16 protein-coding genes are annotated in these 17,788 nt (G+C 67.3%); 8 read left to right on the forward strand and 8 right to left on the reverse strand.

From position 1 onward, the window contains the following. Positions 1–392 precede the first annotated feature (392 nt). Positions 393–746, reverse strand: a complete 354-nt coding sequence (locus CJ014_RS19655; RefSeq protein ID WP_100082203.1) for a YbaN family protein — start codon at positions 744–746, stop codon at positions 393–395. Between the two features lie 390 nt (positions 747–1,136). Between CJ014_RS19655 and CJ014_RS19660 the strand changes: the two genes are divergently transcribed. Then, a complete protein-coding gene (locus CJ014_RS19660; protein WP_207765817.1) occupies positions 1,137–1,715 on the forward strand; it encodes a biotin transporter BioY in 579 nt (192 codons plus the stop codon). Positions 1,716–1,894: 179 nt separating this feature from the next. Then, the gene (locus CJ014_RS19665) at positions 1,895–4,144 is read left to right on the forward strand and encodes a putative bifunctional diguanylate cyclase/phosphodiesterase (RefSeq protein WP_100082205.1); all 2,250 of its coding nucleotides are present in this window, start codon (positions 1,895–1,897) and stop codon (positions 4,142–4,144) included. Positions 4,145–4,214: 70 nt separating this feature from the next. Here CJ014_RS19665 and eda read toward each other — a convergent pair whose 3' ends face one another. The 4 genes from eda to CJ014_RS19685 all read right to left on the reverse strand — a co-directional run bounded on the left by eda (position 4,215) and on the right by CJ014_RS19685 (position 7,802). Beyond that, positions 4,215–4,847: a bifunctional 4-hydroxy-2-oxoglutarate aldolase/2-dehydro-3-deoxy-phosphogluconate aldolase gene (gene eda / locus CJ014_RS19670; RefSeq protein ID WP_100082303.1), complete on the reverse strand. Its 633-nt coding sequence runs from the start codon at positions 4,845–4,847 to the stop codon at positions 4,215–4,217. Positions 4,848–4,997: 150 nt separating this feature from the next. Beyond that, the gene (locus CJ014_RS19675; RefSeq protein WP_100082206.1) at positions 4,998–6,032 is read right to left on the reverse strand and encodes a LacI family DNA-binding transcriptional regulator; all 1,035 of its coding nucleotides are present in this window, start codon (positions 6,030–6,032) and stop codon (positions 4,998–5,000) included. 106 nt (positions 6,033–6,138) lie between these two features. Beyond that, on the reverse strand, positions 6,139–7,074 hold the full coding sequence (locus CJ014_RS19680; RefSeq protein WP_100082207.1) for a DMT family transporter: 936 nt from the start codon (positions 7,072–7,074) through the stop codon (positions 6,139–6,141). Between the two features lie 191 nt (positions 7,075–7,265). Beyond that, the gene (locus tag CJ014_RS19685; protein WP_100082208.1) at positions 7,266–7,802 is read right to left on the reverse strand and encodes a MarR family winged helix-turn-helix transcriptional regulator; all 537 of its coding nucleotides are present in this window, start codon (positions 7,800–7,802) and stop codon (positions 7,266–7,268) included. A gap of 187 nt (positions 7,803–7,989) precedes the next feature. Between CJ014_RS19685 and CJ014_RS19690 the strand changes: the two genes are divergently transcribed. The 3 genes from CJ014_RS19690 (at position 7,990) to CJ014_RS19700 (ending at position 11,473) form a co-directional block, all read left to right on the forward strand. Continuing rightward, positions 7,990–9,057: a CobW family GTP-binding protein gene (locus tag CJ014_RS19690; RefSeq protein ID WP_425351935.1), complete on the forward strand. Its 1,068-nt coding sequence runs from the start codon at positions 7,990–7,992 to the stop codon at positions 9,055–9,057. Positions 9,058–9,368: 311 nt separating this feature from the next. Next, positions 9,369–10,340 (forward strand): WD40 repeat domain-containing protein, encoded by a 972-nt coding sequence (locus CJ014_RS19695; protein WP_100082210.1) that lies wholly within the window; start codon positions 9,369–9,371, stop codon positions 10,338–10,340. Further along, on the forward strand, positions 10,340–11,473 hold the full coding sequence (locus CJ014_RS19700) for a radical SAM protein (protein ID WP_100082211.1): 1,134 nt from the start codon (positions 10,340–10,342) through the stop codon (positions 11,471–11,473). The genes CJ014_RS19695 and CJ014_RS19700 overlap by 1 nt, the downstream gene beginning before the upstream one ends. Here the strand turns inward: CJ014_RS19700 and CJ014_RS19705 are convergent, their stop codons facing one another. The 3 genes from CJ014_RS19705 to hemH all read right to left on the reverse strand — a co-directional run bounded on the left by CJ014_RS19705 (position 11,474) and on the right by hemH (position 14,651). Then, positions 11,474–11,851 carry a hypothetical protein gene (locus CJ014_RS19705; RefSeq protein WP_100082212.1) on the reverse strand — a complete coding sequence of 126 codons (378 nt, stop codon included), beginning with the start codon at positions 11,849–11,851 and terminating at the stop codon, positions 11,474–11,476. It abuts the gene before it with no gap. Between the two features lie 74 nt (positions 11,852–11,925). Then, on the reverse strand, positions 11,926–13,356 hold the full coding sequence (locus CJ014_RS19710; protein WP_100082213.1) for a homospermidine synthase: 1,431 nt from the start codon (positions 13,354–13,356) through the stop codon (positions 11,926–11,928). Positions 13,357–13,637: 281 nt separating this feature from the next. Beyond that, positions 13,638–14,651 (reverse strand): ferrochelatase, encoded by a 1,014-nt coding sequence (gene hemH, locus CJ014_RS19715; RefSeq protein WP_100082214.1) that lies wholly within the window; start codon positions 14,649–14,651, stop codon positions 13,638–13,640. A 269-nt stretch (positions 14,652–14,920) separates the two neighbouring features. Here hemH and CJ014_RS19720 point away from each other — a divergent pair, with 269 nt between their 5' ends. The 3 genes from CJ014_RS19720 to CJ014_RS19730 all read left to right on the forward strand — a co-directional run bounded on the left by CJ014_RS19720 (position 14,921) and on the right by CJ014_RS19730 (position 17,758). Further along, positions 14,921–15,460 carry a TRAP transporter small permease subunit gene (locus CJ014_RS19720; RefSeq protein WP_100082215.1) on the forward strand — a complete coding sequence of 180 codons (540 nt, stop codon included), beginning with the start codon at positions 14,921–14,923 and terminating at the stop codon, positions 15,458–15,460. Positions 15,461–15,480: 20 nt separating this feature from the next. Then, positions 15,481–17,013 carry a TRAP transporter large permease gene (locus CJ014_RS19725; protein WP_100082216.1) on the forward strand — a complete coding sequence of 511 codons (1,533 nt, stop codon included), beginning with the start codon at positions 15,481–15,483 and terminating at the stop codon, positions 17,011–17,013. A 121-nt stretch (positions 17,014–17,134) separates the two neighbouring features. Further along, complete coding sequence (locus tag CJ014_RS19730; protein ID WP_100082217.1) at positions 17,135–17,758, forward strand: C39 family peptidase; 624 nt, start codon at positions 17,135–17,137, stop codon at positions 17,756–17,758. Positions 17,759–17,788: the final 30 nt, after the last annotated feature.

Below are 17,788 nucleotides of genomic sequence, written 5' to 3' on the forward strand. Positions count from 1 at the left end.
ACAAGATCAAACCAAACAAACAACATCACACGACAACCTCTTCGCAAAACCACACAACACAACACACAAAAGCCCTCCGAGAGTAATCTCCGAGGGCTTTTTGCTATGCAGAAACAGGCAATCCCCATCCCATTGAAGCGGAAAGACCTATAACCGCCACTCGCCGCATCCTGCCCGAGGTCCTATGCCTGCGCATAGGATGACAGATCGATATATGCGAATAGAACCATAGGTGGTCGTCCTTCCCCTGACGTCGAGGACGAGGCGACCGATATATGCGGACAGAACTATAGATCTGTCATCCTACGCGAAGGCGTGGGACCTCAGCCAGAAAAGCGCAAAAGGCAAATATAAAACGCCTTGCCCCGGCTTAAGTGCTGCCTACCCGCCGCTCACTCCGGCCGTGACCAGACATAAAACCCGATCAGCACGAAGACCGCGGCCACGACCAGCATCAGGAGCGGGCCGGGATGGCTGCCCTTGTAGAAGGCGTAGAAGCCGAGCGTCATGCCGGCCGTCGACAGGAGCTTGCCGGAGCGCGGAATGGCGCCGCGCTCGCGCCAGGCGGCGAGAAGCGGACCGAACCGCCGATGCGACAGAAGCCAGGCTTCGAGGCGCGGCGAGGAACGGGCGAAGCAGCCGGCGGCGATCAGCAGGAAGGGCGTCGTCGGCAACAGCGGCAGGACGACGCCGATCGCTCCGATGGCCACCATCAGGCAGCCGATGATCATGTAGGCCTGTCGCATGCCCGAACCGTCCCGCCGCAGCCGGCGAGAGCGTCGCGACGCCGACGGAGCCGAGACTATGCGAGGCGTTCGCAACAGACAACTAGGGCCATTCCGACAAAAGTGTATCGCGGCTTCGCGCGGGGAATTGCGCCGAAGCAGGGAGCCGGACCATGTCCCGTGAGCCCGTTTCACCGGGAATGGTCCGGGCGGTCGCCGGACGCCACCGGAACGAAGGAAACGCTGCCGCGGCAGCTCTCGCCTTCTACGCAATATCGCCTAGCGATCGCGGCCTGTTCATCTTGACGCGGCGCCGGCCAGATGTTTTTGTCCGCAGGAAAGCCGCTGCGCCCTGCCGGCCGCGATGTCGCGATCGGCAAGGCTGCGCCGCACGCCGGAAAGGACCGAGACTTGAGCACTCTGAACCAGCCGTCCACCGCCTTCACCCGCTCGCTTGCCAGCTCGAATCGCGCCGTCAAGGTGACGGCCGTCGTGTTCGGCTCGCTGCTGATCGCCGCTGCGTCGCAGATCGAGGTGCCGTTCTTCCCGGTGCCGATGACCATGCAGACCTTCGCCGTGCTGCTGGTCGGCCTGCTGTTCGGTGCCCGCCTCGGCGCCGCGGCCGTTCTCGTCTATCTCGGGGAAGCGGCGATCGGCCTGCCGGTGCTGTCCGGTGCCGGCAATATCGCGACGCTGCTCGTCAAGCCGTCCACCGCCGGCTATCTCGTCGGCTTCGTCGGCGCCGCCTTCGTCGCTGGCCTGATCGCCGAGCGTACGGCCGGCCGGCTCTGGGGCACCTTCGCGGCCGCCGTCGCCGGCGAAGCGGTGCTGATGGCCCTCGGCGTTGCCTTCCTCGCCTGGCTGATCGGCGCCGACAACGCCGTCGCCTACGGCTTCCTGCCGTTCGTTCTGGGCGATGCGCTGAAGATCGTGCTGGCCGTGGCGGTCGCGCGCGGCGTCGGGCGGCTGTCGCTGCCGGGCGCGCTCTGATCCCGATCTTTACAAATGATTAGTTGTGCGGCCGCCGGTTTTCCCGGCGGCCGTCGTTTTGTGCGGATGATTCGTTTTTAGTTGGTTGTCCTTCAGGTTTTGGAAACGATCACCTTCCAAACTCTCCGCCCGCGGGGACGGCTGCGGCGATTCTGCTGGGCCGGGGAGTGACGAGGGCGATGAACAGATCGGGCGCAATCGAGAAGAAGCGGCTGCGCGAGCTCTATCGCTACCGCATTCTGGATACGCCGTCCGAGCCCGAGTTCGACGGCCTCTGCGAGCTCGCGCGCAGCCTGCTCGGCGCCGATGTCGCGGTCATCACCTTTCAGGATACCGATCGTTCGTGGTGCAAGGCGTCGGCCGGCCGGCATGTCGATACCCTGCCGCGATCGAGCTCGGTCAGCGAGCAGGCGGTGCTCGCCGGCGAGGTGGTGGTGTTCGAGGATATGGCCAACGAGCCGCTGTTCCGCGACCATCCGCTCGTCCAGGGGGACAACGGCTTTCGCTCGGCCGTCGGCGTGCCCATCGAGGTGAAGAAGGGCCTTTCCATCGGCGCCGTGGTGCTGATGTTCGGCGAGCCGCGGACGGTCTCGGCCGCCGATATCGACAATCTCCTGCGCCTGACGCACGCCATCATCGACCGGCTGCATCTCCGCCGCATCCGCATCGAGCGCGAGCTCGATCAGATCACCCGCGCCAAGAAGGACGCCGAGATCGCCGCCCAGAAGTGGGAGATCGGCAAGCAGCGGCGCCTCCTCGAGCAGACCGCCCGCCTCGCCCGCATCGGCGGCTGGGAATATGACGTCGTCGCCGACCGGATGATCTGGTCGGCCGAGATCTATCGCCTGCTGGAGCTCGACGAGACGGTCGCGCCGCCCAACCTGACGACGCTGCTCGACTATTGCCGCGAGGAGGCGGCCGGCGAGGTCAAGCGGCTGATCGTCCGGGTGCTGACGCGCGGCGAATCCTTCGAGACGGAAATTCCGCTGACGACCACGTCGGGACGGCGGCGCTGGGCGCGCTGCGTCTGCGAGGCGGAGGTCCAGCGGGGCAAGGTGGTCCGCCTGCTCGGAACGGTGCAGGACACCACGCTGCAGCGCGCCACCGAGGAGGAAGTCAACTTCATCGCCACTCATGACATGGTGACCGGTCTTCTCAACCGGGCCGTGTTCCAGGAGCGGCTCGACAGGGCGCTGACCTTCCGCACGCAGGCCCGCACCATCGGCCTCTATCTGATCGATGTCGACCACTTCAAGTCGGTCAACGACACGCTCGGCCATCACGCCGGCGACGTGCTGCTGGCCGAAGTGGGACGGCGGCTGCGCGAGGCGGTCGGCGAGCTCGGCATCGTCGCCCGGCTCGGCGGCGACGAGTTCGCGCTTTTGATGCCCGATTGCGGCGGCGAGGACGAGCTGACCGCCATCGGCGAGCAGATGATGCGCGGCCTGCAGGAGCCGATCGCCTACGACGCCGAGGCCATTCCGGTGACCATCTCGGTCGGCATCGCCCGCGCGCCGTCGGGCACGCCGGCCGACCAGTTGTTCAAGGACGCCGACATCGCCCTCTACGAGGCCAAGGGCGAGGGGCGAAACCGCTTCGTGCTGTTCGACCGGGCGATGCGCGAGGCGATCGAGCTGCGCCATTCCATCCTGAGGGCGATCCGCCAGGCCATCGACCGCGGCGACCTGCGCCTGCATTACCAGCCCAAGTATTCGCTGCGCACCGGCGTGCTGGCCGGCTTCGAGGCGCTATTGCGCTGGCACCGGCCGGACGGCTTCATCGCCAGCCCCGGTTTCTTCGGCATCGCGCTCGACGATCCGCAGCTCGGCCTCGCCATCGGCGACATGGTCATCCGCGAAGCGGTGCGGCAGGCGGCCGACTGGCGCGCCAGGGGCATCGTCTTCGACCATGTGGCGATCAACGTCGCCACGCCGCAGTTCCGGCGCGGCGACCTCTGCGACTGCCTGACCGCCGCGCTCGACGAATTCGGCGTGCCGCCGGCGGCGCTGATGGTCGAGGTGACCGAGAACGTGCTGCTGTCCAAGGTGGCCGACGAGGTGCAGACGACGCTGTCGCAACTGGCCGACAAGGGCATCAAGATCGCCCTCGACGACTTCGGCACCGGCTATGCCTCGTTGAGCCACCTCAAGGATTTCCCGGTCGACCTCCTGAAGATCGACCGCTCCTTCGTGGCGACGCTGACCGAGGAGCGCGAGAGCCGCTCCATCGTGCGCGGCATCACCGCGCTCGCCCACGACCTCGGCATTCCGGTGATCGCCGAGGGCGTCGAGACGACGGCCCAGCGCGACATGCTCCGGCATTTCGGCGTCGATTTCGGCCAGGGCTACCTGTTCTCCCGCGCCATGCTGCCGGCGCAGATCGAGTCGTCGGGGCTGGTCAACATGCTCCCCGTGCAGGCCCGCGCCTGAGCAAGAACAATTTCGCCGATCGGGCCGGTTCGGCCCGATCGGCGATGGAAATGCTCAGCCTTGCGAACGTTCAGGCGGCGAGCGCCGCCGCTTCCCTCGCCAGTTGCTCGATGCGCGCCCAGTCGCCGTTCCTGACGGCATCGGCCGGCGCCACCCAGGAACCGCCGACGCAGACGACGTTCTTCAGCTTCAGATAGTCGGGCGCGTTGTCGAGGCTGACGCCGCCGGTCGGGCAGAACACCATCTCGCCGAGCGGCGAGGCCAGCGCCTGCAGGTATTTCGGGCCGCCGGCCGGGCCGGCCGGGAAGAACTTGACGATGCGGTAGCCCTTGTCGCGGGCGACCATCGCCTCCGACGCCGTGGCGACGCCCGGCAGCAGCGGCACGCCGAGCTCGACCGCCGCGTCGAGCAGGTCGGGCGTGGCGCCGGGGCTGACCAGGAACTTGGCGCCGGCCTCGACGGCGGCCTTGGCCTGGGCGCGGTCGAGCACGGTGCCGGCGCCGACCACGCCGCCGGGGATGGCGCTCATCGCCCGGATGGCTTCGAGCGCCGCCGGCGTGCGCAACGTCACTTCCAGCGCCGGCAGGCCGCCCTTGACCAGCGCGGTGCCGAGCGGCACGGCGTCCTCGAGGCGGTCGATGATCAGCACCGGGACCACCGGCGCGCGGCGGAGAACGGCGAGAAGGGCGGCTGTGTCGAACATGGCGGATCCTTTTTCGTCGGCGATCGCCAGCGCATTGACATTGCAGATGAATGCGTTTGTGCGCCAGCCGGAAGACGGCGGCAGGATCACCGGAGAAAGCGCCCGCGTGCGTCCTGCCATTCCGGGGTGGTATGGCAGAAAACCATCGGCTCAGCCACTCGATTCCCGAATGACCAGATGCGGAGCTATGAGTTTATGCTCGAACGGCGGTTCCTCGCCGACGATCAGCGCGTAGATGGCGCGCGCCGCTTCCCGGCCGATTTCCTCGGAGCCGTTCTCGACGGTGGTGAGCGCCGGCGCCCAGGTTTCGGAGCCGTCGACGTCGTCATAGCCGGTGACGGCGATATCGACGCCAGGGCGGATGCCGAGGCGGGCGAAGCTGCTCATCAGGCCGAAGGCCAGCACGTCGTTGAAGCAGACGACGGCGGAGGGGCGCGGCGAATGGCCGGCGATGATCTCGGCCGCCTTGCGGCCGTCGCCCTGCGTCATCAGCTCGGGAACGTCGAGCACCGGCGTCAGGCCGGCCTCGGTCATCGCCTCGCGGAAGCCGGCGTAGCGGTCGCGGCCCGACGAGGTGGAGCGCAGCCCGCCGACGAAGGCGATGTCCTTGTGCCCCTTGCCGATCAGCAGGCGGGTGATCTCGTACATGCCGTGACGGTCGTCGCCGCGCACGCTCGGGGCATTGGCGCCGTCGATGTCGCGGCAGACCAGCGTCACCGGCGTGCCGGTACGCATGATGGCGTCGATGTCGGCGACGGTGGTGCCGACCGAGGGGCAGAGCACCAGGCCGTCGGCGTTCTGCTGCTGCAGCACCTGGACGAAATTGCGCTGGCGCTCGATGCTGTCGCGGTGATTGCAGATGAGGATGGTCAGCCCGTATGTCTCGAGCTCGCTCTCGACGGCGCGGAACACCTCGGCGAAATAGGGATTGAGCACGTCGTGCACCACCACGCCGACGATGTCGGTGCGGGCGGTCCTGAGCGAGGCGGCCTGCCGGTTGTAGATGTAGCCCATCTCGAGGGCCAGCGCCTGCACGCGCTTGCGCGTCTCGGCCGACACCGCCGGGTTGTCGCGCAGCGCCAGGGAGACCGTCGCGGTCGACACCTCGAGCTGCGCGGCGAGCTGGCTCAGCGTCACGCGGCGGCGGCGGAATCGGCGGAGGTCTTCCCGTTTGCTGGTGGTCATCGACGGTCCTGTTTTCTGCCTTCTCAATCGATCACATGAAGCATAAGGGCGGGCGGCGTCAACTGAATTGCCTACGTACGCAGCCGGTCGCCGGCGGTCTGCGCCGTCAGGTGCGCGCGGCGGCCGTTTCGCGCGCCCGCACGACGCGCTCCCTGTGCAGGAGGTAGAGGCCCGAGGCGATGACGACGCCGGCGCCGACGAGCGTCCAGATCGACGGCAGGTCGGCGAAGACGAGATAGCCGGTGATGATGGTCCAGATGAGCTGGACGTAGGTGTAGGGGGCGAGGCTGGCGGCCGTCGCGAAGCGATGGGCGCTCATCATCAGGAAGTGGCCGAAGCCGCCGGCGGCGCCCATGAAGATCAAGAGGCCCCAGACGAGCGGCGACGACGGCGTCTGCCAGACCACCAGGAGCGGCGGGATCAGCAGCAGGCTCGGCACGGCGGCGAGCGAGATGACCAGCGAGCCCGGATCGACCCGCGTGGCGAGATGGCGGGTGACCAGATAGTAGACGGCGCCGGACAGCATCGAGGCGAGCGCCAGCAGCATGGCCGGATGAAAGGTGCCGAGGCCCGGCTGGGTGATCAGCAGGACGCCGAGGAAGCTGACGATGATGGCGACGACGCGGCGGATGCCGATCTTCTCGTGGAGGAAGACCACCGACAGCAGCGTGATCACCATCGGCGACAGGAAGCCGATCGCCGTCGTCTCGGCCACCTGCAGGTAGTGGAGGGCGCTGAAGTTGGCGAGCGTCATCACCGTCAGGAGCAGCGCCCGCACGATCTGCAGGCCCGGGCATTCGAATCGCCAGGCACCGGGCGAGGACAATGGGTTCAGCACGGCCATCGCCATCAGGAGATTGATGACGTAGCGGAACCAGGAAACCTCGATCACCGGCAAATAGTAGCTCGCCGCCTTGGCCGTCGTGTCGAGGCAGGCGAAGACGATCGTCGCGCCGAACAGCAGGATCAGTGCCTTGAGGGGTACGCGGGCAGGCGAGGCGGACGGCTGGGACGGGGGCGGGATTGGCCCGGAAGAGGACATTCGGGGTTTCGCTGACGCATGACAGGACGGGCACCGGCGCGGATTCCGCCGCCGGATCGATTCAAAGTCATACTAAAGTATTGCCGCGGCGGATGTAAGCCGGTTCGCGACGCCGGCAGCCCGACTCCGACATTTGCATCCATCTGGCATCGCCGCGGCGACCTAAATGGCAAATCCGCGCCGCCGGCGACTCAGTCCGTGGCGCCCTCTTCGGCCTCGTCGTGCGGTATCGGGACGACGGGCTTGGCGACGGCGTCGGGCGTCTCCTCGTCGTCATCGTCGGCATTGGCGGCGACGCCGGCCGGCATGAGGTTCTTTTCGATCTGGCGCAGCAGCTTCTTGAGGCGCTTGCGGTCCTTCTCGTCGAGGCCGGCCAGCGCTTCCTTCTCGACGCGCTTCCAGACGGCATCGACGGCGCCGGCCCGCTCGCGGCCGGCGTCGGTCAGGAAGACGCGGGCGAGACGTCCGTCGGCGCTGGAGGTCTGGCGGGTGAGCAACCCCTGCGCGCCGAGGCGGGAGATCATCTTGGTGACGGTCGGCGGCTGCACGGCCAGCTCGGCGGCCAGCTCCGACATCGACTGGCCGTCGCGATCGGCCAGCGCCTTCAGCACCGCCTCCTGGCCCGGATGCAGGCCGATGCGGCCGAGGTGGACCGCGGCGCGCGTGCGATGGACGCGGGCCGCCTGCACCAGACGGTGGGTGACGCTCTTGCGATGGTTGAAGCTCATGCCGCTTCGTCTCCCTTGCCGGCGCCGGTCTCACCGGTCGCCGCTCTACACCTTTGAGTGATCCCCTTTTCACATGGAACTATGACACTTATTTAGGGGCCGAAGATTTTTCCGTGAGCCGCCGTCCGCCTTTGTCGTGCGTCCGTCAGAAGGGCGTGCTAGGACAGCGGTCCTCTCATCCGTGGAGATGCGCATGTCCGCTCCGGCCGCCGCCCTGTCCATTCCCGTCACCGTCCTCACCGGCTACCTCGGCGCCGGCAAGACGACGCTGCTCAACCGCATCCTGACCGAGGATCACGGCAAGCGTTATGCGGTCATCGTCAACGAGTTCGGCGAGATCGGCATCGACAACGACCTCGTGGTGGACACCGACGAGGAAGTGTTCGAGATGAACAACGGCTGCATCTGCTGCACCGTGCGCGGCGACCTGATCCGCGTCGTCGAGAATCTCGCCAAGCGGCGCGGCAGCTTCGATGCCATCCTGGTGGAGACCACCGGCATCGCCGATCCGGTGCCTGTCGCCCAGACCTTCTTCATGGACGAGGAAGTGAGGAAGTTCGCCCGCCTCGACGCCGTGGTGACACTGGTCGACGCCAAGTTCTTCCTCGACCGGCTCGGCGACGCGCCGGAGGCGGAGGACCAGGTGGCGTTCGCCGACGTCATCGTCCTCAACAAGACCGACCTCGTCACGCCGGAAGAGCTGCGCGAGGTGGAGACGACGCTCCACCAGCTCAACCCCTACGCCAAGATCCACCGCGCCACCCGCTCGGGCGTGGCGCTCGACGCCATTCTCGATCGCGGCGCCTTCGACCTCGACCGGGTGCTGGAGCTCGACCCGAGCTTCCTCGACGCCGACGAGCACGACCACGACCATGATCACGTCTGCGGTCCGGATTGCGACCACGACCATCACCATCACGACCACGATCACCACCACCACGGCCACGAGACGCACCACGACACCGAGGTGGCGTCGGTGTCGCTCAAGGGCGGCGAGCTCAATCCCGACAAGATCCTCGGCTGGATCTCGGAGATCACCCAGACGCAGGGGCCGAACATCCTGCGCCTCAAGGGTATCCTCGCCTTCCCCAACGAGCCGAAGCGCTATGTGGTGCAGGGCGTGCACATGATCGTCGAGGGCGATCTGCAGCGCGACTGGAAACCGGGCGAGCCGCGCGAGAGCCGCCTCGTCTTCATCGGCCGCAAGCTCGACCGCGCCGAGCTGGAAGCCGCCTTCAAGGCGGCGGTTGTTTGAATTCAGCCTCAGTCGCCGGCGGGCCCTCCGGCCCTTGGCTTCCGCTCCGCTTCCGTCCTTCGAGACGCTTCGTGTCTCGAAGGACTCGCTTCGCGCAGCGCCGCTTGGCGCAGGAAGCCGCTTTGCGGCTTCTGGTTTGTTCTGCCTCAATCGCCGGCGGGCCTCCGGCCCTTGGCTTTCGCGCTCCGCGCGGGCGCCGCTTGGCGCCGGAAGCCGCTTTGCGGCTTCATAGCGACCGCCGCTCTTGCATTTGCCGGCCGGATGACGCACTCCCGTCGTACCATTCCTAACATCGCTCCGGAGCCGCCATCGTGCCCGAGGTCACCCCGCTTCCGCTTTCCGGCTATGTCGTCGACGTCCATTACGTCGCCGGCGTGCCGGTCTTCGTCACCGGCGACGGCGCCGTCGCGCTCGGTACGGCCGGCCGGGTGGTGAAGCCGCATGCCGGCGGCATACTGGCATCCGCGCTGGCCGCCGACGGCAAGTCGATCATTACCGGTGGCGACGACGGCAAGGTGATGCGCACCACCGCCGACGGCACGAGCGCGCTGGTCGCCGAGCGGGGCCGCAAGTGGATCGACGTGATCGCCGCCGGGCCGGGCGGCGCCGTTGCCTTCGCCTCCGGCCGCACGGTGGTGGTGGTCGACGGCACCGGCAAGACGCACGAGCTGGAACGGCCGCGCGCCGCCCTCGGCCTCGCCTTCTTCCCCAAGGGGCTGCGGCTCGCCATCTCCGGCTACAACGGCGTCGGCCTGTGGTTCCCCGGCACCGCCGCGCCGGTGCAGGAGCTCGAATGGAAGGGCTCGCACATCGCGGTGACGCTGTCGCCGGACGGCGCCAACGTCGTCACCTCCATGCAGGAGATGGCGCTGCACGGCTGGCGCCTGCGCGACGGCCAGCACATGCGCATGTCCGGCTATCCGGCCAAGGTGAAGTCGATGTCCTGGTCGGCGAAGGGGCGCTACCTCGCCACCTCCGGCGCCGGCGTCTCGGTGCTGTGGCCGTTCTTCCACAAGGACGGGCCGATGGGCCAGCGGCCGCTGGAACTCGGCGGCCGCCAGGAACTGGTGACCCGCGTCGCCTGCCATCCCGCCGAGGAGATCGCCGCGCTCGGCCATGACGACGGCATGATCCTGCTCAGCCGCTTCGCCGACCGCGAGGAGGTGCTGCTCGCCAAGCCGAACGGCTCGCCGATATCGGCGCTCGCCTGGAGCGGCAACGGCCTGGAGCTGGCCTTCGGCTGCGAAAGCGGCGCCGCCGGCCTGATCGACCTGACGCGCTGATGACCGCCCTTCGATCCCTTCATCATCCCGTCCGCACCACGCCCGGCGAACAGCGTGACCTCGACGCCGCCTACGCGGCGCTCGCCGCCCGCGAGCGTCTGCTGCCGATCAAGGTGCCGGCCTTCTACCAGCGCAAGCTCGACGAGGAAGCGGCGGCGCTCGGCCACACCGAGGGGCCGCTTCACCGCATGGTGCGGCCGACGCGCGAGCGCTTCGGCGCGCCGGCCGGCGGCGAGGTGCCGGACTGGGTCGACGACCGTTCCAACATGCCGGTGCCCGGCTCGCAGGCGATCATCCACAAATACGCCGACCGCGTGTTGTTCATGCCGACCTCGATCTGCGCCGGCCATTGCCAGTATTGCTTCCGGCAGGACGTGCTGACCGACGCCCACGCCGAGGGCGGCGACCTCACGGGGCTTGCCGCTGAGGTGGCGAGGCTGACCGGCTATCTCGGCGCGCGACCGGAGGTGTCCGAAGTGGTGCTGTCGGGCGGCGATCCGCTGACGCTGTCGACGCGCGATCTTGCGCTGGTGCTCGCCGGCATCCGTGCCGTGCCGACCATCCGGTCGATCCGCCTGCATACGCGCACGCCGGCCTTTGCGCCGAAGGTGTTCGGCGACGACCGGAAGCTCGATCTCCTGGCCGAAGCGGGCGTGCGGCTGGTGCTGCACTTCGCCCACCCTTACGAGGTCTGCGGCGAGGTGGCCGCGGTGCTCGACCGGCTCGATCGCCACCGCATCCGCCTCTACAACCATTTTCCGCTGCTCAGGGGCGTCAACGATCATCGCGACGTGCTGGCGCGGCTGATCGAGGCGCTCGACGATCGCCGGGTGCGCACGCTGTCCGTCTACGTGCCGGAGCCGATCCGCCACTCGGCGCCGTTCCGGGTGACGCTCGACCGCTTTTTCGCCTTGCAGGACGAGCTGACCGCCACGACGCCGAGCTGGATCAACGCCGTCCGCTTCACCCTCGACAGCCCGGTCGGCAAGGTCCGGCGCGAGCATATCGTGGCGCGCGACCGAACCGCCGGCCTCGTCACCTTCGAGAAGGCGGGCAAGCGCTTCGTCTTCCCCGACTTCCCCGCCGAACTCGACATTCCCGGCGATCGGGACACGCTGCTCTGGAAGGGGTGATCACGCCACCACGGGCAGGAACAGCAGCACCGCGAACAGGATGGCGCCGCCCAGTGCCAGGAAGGACGCGGCGGCGACGAGCGGCTCGAAGCTGGGGTGGCCGTTGAGCAGAAACACCAGCGAGGGGAACATCACCACGGCGGCGATGGTGTTGAGTCCCCAGAGGATCTTCGGCAGGCGGCCGGTGCTTTTGCGCGGGTTGAGCGCAAAGAAGATGCCGTAGACCGACATCACCACGAAGCCGATCAGGTTGAGATGGGCGTGGGCGCCCGCCGCGGCGTGGTTGCCGCTCGCCGACATGTAGATGCCGAAGAACATGCCGACGATCAGCAGGACGGCGGCGGTGCGAAAGAACAGAAGCGAAATGGAATTGCTCACAATGGTCTCCCTGCCGGCGAAACGCCGGTCAGGTTGACCATACTATATTATACGTAGAAATACAGCCGGGGCGATCAGCGCACCAGGATGTTGCGGAAGCTCCAGGGGTTGTCCTCGTCGATATCCTCGGGGAAGAAGCCGGGACGGCCGGCGAGCGGCGTCCAGTCGGTGTAGTAGCCTTTCACCGGTCCGAGATAGGGCATCTGCACCTCGAGGCAGCGGGCGTGGTCCATCTCGTCGGTCTCGACGATGCCGGCCTGGGGATTTTCCAGCGCCCAGACCATGCCGGCCAGCACCGCCGAGGTGACCTGGAGGCCGGTGGCGTTCTGGTAGGGCGCGAGCTTGCGCGCTTCCTCGATGGTCAGTTGCGAGCCGTACCAGTAGGCGTTCCTGCCGTGGCCGTAGAGCAGCACGCCGAGCTCGTCGGCGCCGTCGATGATCTTGTCCTCGGACAGCACCTCGGTCGCCGGCTGCACCTGGCCGCCCTGGCCGAACATCTCGTGCAGCGAGAGCACGGCGATGTTGGCCGGGTGGTAGGCGTAGTGGCAGGTCGGCCGGTATTCGGGATGGGCGCCTTCGCCGACCGTGTAGTAGTCGGCGATCGAGATCGCCTCGTTGTGGGTGACCAGGAAGCCGAACTGCGGCCCCGGCGTCGGGCACCAGGTGCGGACGCGGGTGTTGGCGCCGGGCTGGAGCAGATAGATCGCCGCCTGGCAGCCGCCGTCGTGATGGCGGGCGGTGTCGGGCTCCCAGGTCTCGCTGGTGCCCCAGCCGAGCTCGGCCGGCTGCAGGCCTTCCGACACGAAGCCGTCCACCGACCAGGTGTTGCGGAAGACGTCCATCGAGTGGGGAATCAGCGTGCGCTGGGTGTCGCGCTCGGCGATGTGGATGCCCTTGACGCCGACGGCCTGCATCAGCCGCGCCCAGTCCTGGCGGCTTTTGGGCGGCGCGTAGGCGATCTCCATGTCGTGGGCGAGGTTCTCGAGCGCCACCTTGACGAACCAGGAGACCATGCCGGGATTGGCGCCGCAGCAGGAGACGGCGGTGGTGCCGCCGGGATTGTTGCGCTTTTCGGCCCGCACCGCCTCGCGCAGCCAGTAATTGGTGCGATGGGCCGGATCGATGTCCTTGTCGAAGTAGAAGCCTTCCCAGGGTTCGGCGACGGTGTCGATATAGAGCGCCCCGATCTCGCGGCAGAGCTTCAGGATGTCGAGCGAGCCGGTGTCGACCGACAGATTGACGCAGAAGCCCTGGCCGCCACCGGCGGTGAGCAGCGGCGTCAGGATGTCGCGATAGTTGTCGGGGGTGATCTTTGCCTGGATGTAGCGGATGCCATGATAGGCGAGGATGTCTCTTCCGGCATCGCTGGGGTCGATGACGACGAAGCGCGATCGGTCGAATTCAAGGTGCCGTTCGATGAGCGGCAGCGTACCGCGTCCAATGGAGCCAAAACCGATCATGACGATGGGACCGGTGATCGTGCCATGCACGGGCCATGAATTCATTCAAACCTCTCCTGTGGCGGCACCCCTGGTGCCGGAAGATCTCCGCGTCTTGCAGGTCAACGGGAATACAAATACCGGGTAAAACGGCGGCGCCTGTGCCTTCCATGCCGAACCCTTCAGACATTAGAGCATGCCGGCGGGAAGTTTTCCAGTCGCAGCCCTGTGGGAAATGCCGAGGTTCGACCTCCGGCCTACGGGAAAAGCCGGGTAATAGACGAGAGCGGGATGGCGACGCGGCGCGGTGGACTTGGGCAAGGCTCGAAAAACCGTGCCGCCGATAATCAAATCCAGCCCTGAAGCTCGCGGCGCACCACGTGCTCGATGACCGCCATGCCGTCGTCGCCGTCGTTGAGGCAGGGTATGCGGGCGAAGTCGACGCCGCCGTTGTGGCGGAAGATGTCGGCGTTCTCGACGCCGATCTCCTCGATGGTCTCCAGGCAGTCGGCGACGAAGCCCGGCGTCATGACGGCCAGCGACTTGACGCCCGAACGTGCCAGCGCCTCGACGGTCTTGTCGGTGTAGGGCTGGAGCCATTCCTCCGGCCCGAAGCGCGACTGGAAGGTGACGCGCAGGCGCTCCTCGTCCCAGCCGAGCCGCTGGCGCAACAGCCGCGCCGTCTTCTGGCAATGGCAGTAATAGGGATCGCCCTTCTCGAAATAGCTTTTGGGTATGCCGTGGAAGGAGGCGAGCACCACCTCCGGCTCGAAGGACAGCGTCGCGAGATGCGCCTCGGCCGAGCGGGCGAGGGCGTCGATATAGACGGGATCGTCGTGATAGGGCGGCACGGTGCGCAGCGCCGGCTGCCAGCGTCTGGTGAGAAGATGCTCGAAGGCCTTGTCGTTGACGGTGGCGGTCGTGGCGGCGGCATATTGCGGATAGAGCGGGTAGACAAGGATGCGCTCGCAGCCCGCCGCCTGCAGCGCGTCGAGGCGGCTGGCGATCGACGGATTGCCGTAGCGCATCGCCCAGTCGACGACGACGCCGTCCCCGAGGTGGGCCGAGAGCTTTTCCGCCTGCGAGCGCGTGTAGGTGCGCAGCGGGCTTTCGTCGCGTTCGCGGTTCCAGATGGTGGCGTAGTCGCGGCCCTTCTTCTGCGGCCGCGTGTTGAGGATGATGCCGTAGAGGACGGGATACCACTTGAGGCGCGGCGTCTCGATCACCCGCCGGTCGGTCAGGAACTCCTCGAGATAGCGGCGCATCGAGCGGCGATCGGTGCCGTCGGGCGTGCCGAGGTTGACGAGGAGGACGCCGACCTTGCCATGGGGAACGGCGGGATGATGGGGCAGCAGCGGCATTTCGGCTCGATTCAATCCAAGAGTTTAGAGGATTTCTAGCCGAAAGCGGCGCGGCGCGCGAGACCTCCGGCCAAAGCAGGCAACAGACGAAGGGAAGCGGAGAAAATCCGCCAAGACCATATGGGTATTGCGTATTCCCTGCGGTTTGCTTGTGTTTCTTGCCGAAAATGAGCTATTGAAGCCCGGCCTCCGCGGGAAAAGCGGGTCGGGTCGGCAGGATGACGATCGCCGCCCGGGGGAGGAGGCGGCCATCCCGCCGGGGGAAGACGATGCGAGGCTTGCTCAGGGTATGCGCGGCGATCGACGCGCTGAACGTCGGCGTCAATTATTTCGCCCGCTGGCTGGTGCTGGCGGCCATCCTGCTGTCGGCGGGCAATGCCATCGTCCGCAAGCTCTTCAACTACTCCGCCAATTCGCTGCTCGAGGGGCAGTGGTATCTGTTCTCGGCGGTGTTCCTGCTGTGCGCCGGCTATACGCTGCTCAAGGGCGAGCATGTGCGGATCGACATCGTCGCCTCGCATTTGAGCCGCCGGACGCAGGTCATCATCGACATCCTCGGCACGCTGTTGTTCCTGATGCCGTTCACCGTCGCCGCCATCTGGCTGAGCTGGCCGCAGGTGGTGTCCAAGGTCCTTTCCGGCGAAGTGTCGTCGAGCGCCGGCGGCCTGCCGCTGTGGCCGGCCTGGGTGCTGATCCCCGTGGGCTTCTCGCTGCTCGGCCTGCAGGGGGTGAGCGAGATCGTCAAGCGCATCGCCTTCCTGACGGGCGACGGACCGGACCCGTCGCCGGCTCACGCTTCCCATAACTGATCGGACGAGGATCGCCTGCCATGACCGCCTTCCTCGTCGCCAATCTCGCGCCGATCATGTTCGGCTCGATGCTGCTGTTCCTGCTGGTCGGCTACCCCGTCGCCTTCGCGCTCGCCGCCTGCGGTTTCGGCTTCGGCCTGATCGGCATCGAGCTCGGTCTGCTGTCGCCCAACCTGTTCCAGGCGATTCCCGACCGCGTCTGGTCGGTGATGAGCAACGACACGCTGCTCGCCATTCCGTTCTTCACCTTCATGGGCCTGGTGCTGGAGCGCTCCGGCATGGCCGAGGACCTGCTCGACACCATCGGCCAGCTGTTCGGCCCGATCCGCGGCGGTCTCGCCTACGCGGTGATCTTCGTCGGCGCGCTGCTCGCCGCCACCACCGGCGTCGTGGCGGCGTCGGTGATCGCCATGGGGCTGATCTCGCTGCCGATCATGCTGCGCTACGGCTACGACCGGCGCGTCGCCTCGGGCGTCATCGCCGCCTCCGGCACGCTCGCCCAGATCATCCCGCCGAGCCTGGTGCTGATCGTGCTGGCCGACCAGCTCGGCCGGTCGGTGGGCGACATGTACGCGGGCGCGCTCTACCCGAGCCTGCTCCTGACCGCCCTCTACGCGCTGTTCGTGTTCGTCGTCTCCATGGTGCGGCCCCAATGGGTGCCGGCCCTGCCGCCGGAGGCGCGGACGCTGCGCGGCTGGCGTCTCCTCGCCAAGGTGCTGACGTCGCTGGTGCCGCCGCTGGTGCTGGTGTTCCTGGTGCTCGGCACCATCTTCATCGGCGTCGCCACGCCGACCGAGGGCGGCGCCATGGGCGCGGTGGGGGCGCTGCTGCTGGCCATCTTCAACCGCCGCCTGACGTTCCGTATGGTGGTGCAGGCGCTGGAGCAGACGGCCAAGCTCTCGGCCTTCTGCATGTTCGTGCTGTTGGGCGCCCGCGTCTTCTCGCTGACCTTCTACGGCATCAACGGCCATCTCTGGGTGGAGAGCCTGTTGGCCGGCCTGCCGGGCGGCGAGGTCGGCTTCCTCATCGTCGTCAACATCCTGGTGTTCTTCCTCGCCTTCTTCCTCGATTATTTCGAGCTGGCCTTCATCATCATCCCGCTGCTGGCGCCGGTCGCCGACAAGCTCGGCATCGACCTGGTGTGGTTCGGCGTGCTCCTGGGCGTCAACATGCAGACGTCCTTCATGCACCCGCCGTTCGGCTTCGCGCTGTTCTTCCTGCGCTCGGTGGCGCCGAATCATCCGTATGTCGACAAGATCTCCGGCCAGAAGACGGCGCCGGTCACCTCGTCGCAGATCTATCTGGGCGCCATTCCCTTCGTCGTCATCCAGGTCTTGATGGTGGCCTTCATCATCCTGTTTCCGGGAATGGTGACGCACTACAAGTCGGATCGTCCGGTGGTGGATCTCGACAAGGTCAAGATCGAGATCATGGCGCCGACGCCGGCCGCTCCGTCCTTCGGCGCGCCGGGCGGTGCCGGGGCCAGTCCGTTCGGCACGCCGGCCGCTCCGTCCTTCGGCGCACCGGCGCCGGATTTCGGCGCGGCGCCCTGATGGCGACCCGGCAGCGTTGCTTCCGCAAGTTGCCGCGCCGCCATGCAATTCCGCCACAATGCCTCGCCACGGTTGCAGTGCCGTCCTTCTTTTGCGCGGCTGCCCCTGGGATCGATCAGACATGCCGAACAGCCGCCGGATCAGGGTTCCCTATTTCAGTCAGTGGGAAAGCGCCGGGTTGACGTCGGCCGTCGTCGCCGAGGGCGAGAGGGCGCTGCTCGGCGATCCGCTCTGGCAGCGATCGGGCGCCGCCAGCGTCGGGGAATACGCCCGCTGGGCCAACAATCTCTGCGGCATGGCCTGCCTCAAGATGATTCTCGGCGCGCGCGGCGAGGATCATCCGACGCTCGATCTCGCCAAGGCCTGCGCCGCCTACGGCGGCTATGTCGTCAACGAGGCCGAGGCATCCATCAGGGGCCTCATCTATGCGCCGTTCGTCAGCTTCGTCGAGCAGCGGTTCGGCCTCCGGGCCGAGGTCAAGACCGGAGTGGCGACGGCGGCGCTGCCATCGGTCCTCGACGAGTGGGATTTCTTCATCGCCTCGGTCAATCCGGGCATCCGGTGGCCGGAACGCGAACCGTCGTCGAAGGGCGGACATCTCGTGCTGGTCACCGCCGCGACGGCCGAGACCATCCGCTTCAACAATCCGTCGGGCCACGCGCCGGCCACCCAGGCCGACGTCGAGCTGCTGCCCGGCGTGTTCGACGGATTCTTCGCCAACCGCGGCATCGCCGTCAGCCTGTAGTGCGCCACGCCCCGCGTGCCGCCGTTCCGA

Source organism: Pleomorphomonas carboxyditropha, from assembly GCF_002770725.1.
Lineage (GTDB): Bacteria > Pseudomonadota > Alphaproteobacteria > Rhizobiales > Pleomorphomonadaceae > Pleomorphomonas > Pleomorphomonas carboxyditropha.

Coding starts and splice junctions, on each gene's coding strand:
- CJ014_RS19655 (WP_100082203.1), bottom strand. CDS start 746: ATGCGACAGGCCTACATGATCATCGGCTGCCTGATGGTGGCCATCGGA.
- CJ014_RS19665 (WP_100082205.1), top strand. CDS start 1,895: ATGAACAGATCGGGCGCAATCGAGAAGAAGCGGCTGCGCGAGCTCTAT.
- eda (WP_100082303.1), bottom strand. CDS start 4,847: ATGTTCGACACAGCCGCCCTTCTCGCCGTTCTCCGCCGCGCGCCGGTG.
- CJ014_RS19675 (WP_100082206.1), bottom strand. CDS start 6,032: ATGACCACCAGCAAACGGGAAGACCTCCGCCGATTCCGCCGCCGCCGC.
- CJ014_RS19680 (WP_100082207.1), bottom strand. CDS start 7,074: ATGTCCTCTTCCGGGCCAATCCCGCCCCCGTCCCAGCCGTCCGCCTCG.
- CJ014_RS19685 (WP_100082208.1), bottom strand. CDS start 7,802: ATGAGCTTCAACCATCGCAAGAGCGTCACCCACCGTCTGGTGCAGGCG.
- CJ014_RS19690 (WP_425351935.1), top strand. CDS start 7,990: ATGCGCATGTCCGCTCCGGCCGCCGCCCTGTCCATTCCCGTCACCGTC.
- CJ014_RS19700 (WP_100082211.1), top strand. CDS start 10,340: ATGACCGCCCTTCGATCCCTTCATCATCCCGTCCGCACCACGCCCGGC.
- CJ014_RS19710 (WP_100082213.1), bottom strand. CDS start 13,356: ATGAATTCATGGCCCGTGCATGGCACGATCACCGGTCCCATCGTCATG.
- hemH (WP_100082214.1), bottom strand. CDS start 14,651: ATGCCGCTGCTGCCCCATCATCCCGCCGTTCCCCATGGCAAGGTCGGC.
- CJ014_RS19720 (WP_100082215.1), top strand. CDS start 14,921: ATGCGAGGCTTGCTCAGGGTATGCGCGGCGATCGACGCGCTGAACGTC.
- CJ014_RS19725 (WP_100082216.1), top strand. CDS start 15,481: ATGACCGCCTTCCTCGTCGCCAATCTCGCGCCGATCATGTTCGGCTCG.
- CJ014_RS19730 (WP_100082217.1), top strand. CDS start 17,135: ATGCCGAACAGCCGCCGGATCAGGGTTCCCTATTTCAGTCAGTGGGAA.